The sequence below is a fragment of the Phenylobacterium sp. genome (assembly GCF_044372605.1).
Taxonomy (GTDB): Bacteria; Pseudomonadota; Alphaproteobacteria; order Caulobacterales; family Caulobacteraceae; genus Phenylobacterium.
Genome location: NZ_JBILRO010000342.1, coordinates 1 through 2,536 on the forward strand (window position 1 = coordinate 1; position 2,536 = coordinate 2,536).

General features: G+C 68.8%; 4 protein-coding genes. 2 read left to right on the top strand and 2 right to left on the bottom strand.

The annotated features are described in order from the left end of the window. Both ACIQ42_RS17925 and ACIQ42_RS17930 read left to right on the top strand, forming a co-directional pair. Positions 1–539: DUF484 family protein (locus ACIQ42_RS17925; protein WP_397423586.1), on the top strand; the 539-nt coding region annotated here is incomplete at its 5' end. Then, positions 536–1,450, top strand: coding sequence for a tyrosine recombinase XerC (locus ACIQ42_RS17930; RefSeq protein ID WP_397423587.1), 915 nt, complete (start codon positions 536–538; stop codon positions 1,448–1,450). The genes ACIQ42_RS17925 and ACIQ42_RS17930, both read left to right, overlap by 4 nt. Positions 1,451–1,459: 9 nt before the next feature. Here the strand turns inward: ACIQ42_RS17930 and ACIQ42_RS17935 are convergent, their stop codons facing one another. Both ACIQ42_RS17935 and ACIQ42_RS17940 read right to left on the bottom strand, forming a co-directional pair. Continuing rightward, positions 1,460–1,888, bottom strand: coding sequence for a GNAT family N-acetyltransferase (locus ACIQ42_RS17935; RefSeq protein WP_397423588.1), 429 nt, complete (start codon positions 1,886–1,888; stop codon positions 1,460–1,462). Beyond that, a partial coding sequence (locus ACIQ42_RS17940; RefSeq protein WP_397423589.1) for an FAD-dependent oxidoreductase occupies positions 1,870–2,536 on the bottom strand: 667 nt, incomplete at its 5' end. The genes ACIQ42_RS17940 and ACIQ42_RS17935, both read right to left, overlap by 19 nt.

Below are 2,536 nucleotides of genomic sequence, written 5' to 3' on the forward strand. Positions count from 1 at the left end.
TGGAATTCGCCCCTGCCGCCCTGGCGCGCGTCCATGCCGCCCATCAGCGTGAAGCCGAACAGCGCCACCTGATCGAGGAAACGGCGCGGGCCAACTTCGCGGCCCAGGCCCAGACCCACGGGGCCGGGGTGGATCTGCTGGAGGCGCGTAACAATTCCGACCTGGCCCGGCGCGTGAATGAACTGGCGCGGCAGCGGTTCGGACTGGCGGCCGGGGTGATCGCCCTGGAGAACGAGGGAAAGCCGCCGGCCGGCTGGAAGCATCTGGTCGAGGGCCAGGTCGATCTCATCCTCGGCGGACCCGAACAGATCGCCCGTATGGGTTTTGCGCCGACGGCCCTGGGTCTGTTCGGCGCCGACGCCGGTGAGGTCCGTTCCATGGCCATGGTCCGCATGGCGATCTGGGAGTCCTCCAGGCAGGGGCTGCTGGCGTTCGGGTCGGCGGACCCGGAGGGCTTCACGCCGGATATGGGCGCCGAACTGGTGGCCTTCCTGGCGCGGGTGGTCGAGAGGACGGCGGAGCGTTGGCCCCACCTTTGAACGCGTTGGCGGCCCGGGCGCTATGGCTCGAGCATCTGGCCCACGAACGCCGCGCCTCTCCACGCACCCTCGAGGCCTATGGCTTCGCCGCCCAGCGCTACATCGCCTTTCTTGAGGGGCACCTTGGCGAGACGGTGACGGTCACATCCCTGTCGAAACTGTCGGCGGGGGATGTGCGGGCCTGGCTGGCGTACCTGAGGTCCGGCGATCATCCGCTGTCGCCGCGCTCCCTGAGCCAGGCCTTGTCGGCGATCCGTACGTTTCACAAGTTCCTCGACCGACGCCTCGACGCACCGAATCCAGCCATCGCCCTGGTTCGCGGTCCCCGCGTGCGGCCCGGAGCGCCTCGCCCGATTTCCGAGGATCAGGCGTCGGGACTTCTGGCTGAGCCGGGCCTCGACCCCGACCGGGAGGTCTGGGAGTCGGCGCGCGATCAGGCCGTGCTGACGCTGCTTTATGGCTGTGGCCTGCGGATCTCCGAGGGACTTTCGCTCAAACGCGCGGATGCGCCCCTTGGTGATCTGTTGAGGATCACGGGCAAGGGGTCAAAGACGCGGCTCGTTCCCGTTCTGCCCGCCGTGCGGGAGGCGGTGGACGCCTATCTGGCGGAGGTTCCGTTCGCCCTCGAGCCGAATAGTCCGCTATTCCGGGCCAAGCGCGGCGGGGCGCTCAGCCCGCGCCACGTCCAGGCGATGGTGCAGCTTTTGCGCAGCCGGCTCGGCCTGCCCGCCAGCGCCACGCCGCACGCGCTGCGGCATTCCTTTGCGACCCACCTGCTGGGGGCCGGCGCTGATCTGAGGTCGATCCAGGAACTGCTGGGCCACGCCTCGCTCTCGACGACCCAGCGCTACACCGAGGTGGACGCCGCCGCCCTGCTCAGCGCCTATTCGGCGGCGCACCCGCACGCGTAAGCTACCGCTTCAGCCGCGCACAAACCGCAGCCAGGCGATGCCGCCATCCTCGCCGGCCTCCACGCAGCGAAACCCCTCCCGGTCGTAGAAGGCCTGGGCGCCCGTATTGGCCGTCTGGCATTTCAGCGAGAGGCGACCGCCCGCCGCCGCCAGCACATGATGCAGCAGGATCCGGCCGATGCCCCGTCCGCGCTCGGTCACATAGAGGGAGTGCAGGAAGGTCTGGGGCCGGTAGAGCGCCGCCACGCCGACGATCCGCCCGCGTTCCAGCGCGACGTAGATCTCCTCATCCCGCGCGGCGTTGAGGAAATCGGCCTCGCTGTGCCGGTCGGAGGGCAGCCAGGTGAAGGTGTCGGTGAGCACGCGGACGTAGACCCGCGCACATTCGGCCAGCTCGTCCGGCCGTGCGCGGCGGACACTCAGGCCTGCATCGTCCAACCTTCGACCCCCATGGCCGCCTGGCGCAACGCCTCCGACCGGGTCGGATGGGGGTGGCAGACGCGAGCGATATCTTCGGAGGCGGCGCGGAAGGTCATGGCCACGCAGTACTCACCGATCATCTCGCCCGCCTGGGGACCAATCATATGGACGCCCAGAACCTCATCGGTAGCAGCGTCGGCCAGCACCTTCACGAAGCCGTCCGTCTCGTGGTTGATCTTGGCGCGGCTGTTGGCGGTGAACGGGAATTTTCCGGTCTTGTAGGCGCGGCCCTCGGCCTTCAGCTGTTCCTCGGTCTTGCCCACCCAGGCGACTTCGGGGGCGGTATAGACCACGCTGGGCACCAGATTGTAGTCCACATGGGCGTACTTGCCGGCGATCAGCTCAATGCAGGCGACGGCGTCTTCCTCGGCCTTGTGCGCCAGCATGGGACCCAGGATCACGTCGCCGGTGGCCCAGACGCCGGGCGCCGAGGTCTTGAAGTGGTCGGTCGGGATGAAGCCGCGCTTGTCGGTCTCGATGCCCACGCTGTCCAGCCCCAGGCCCTCGGTGTAGGGTTTGCGCCCGATGGCCAGCAGCACATAGTCGGCGTCTATCGTCTCGGCGGCGCCCCCGGCCACAGGCTCGCAGGTCAGGCTGACGCCCTTC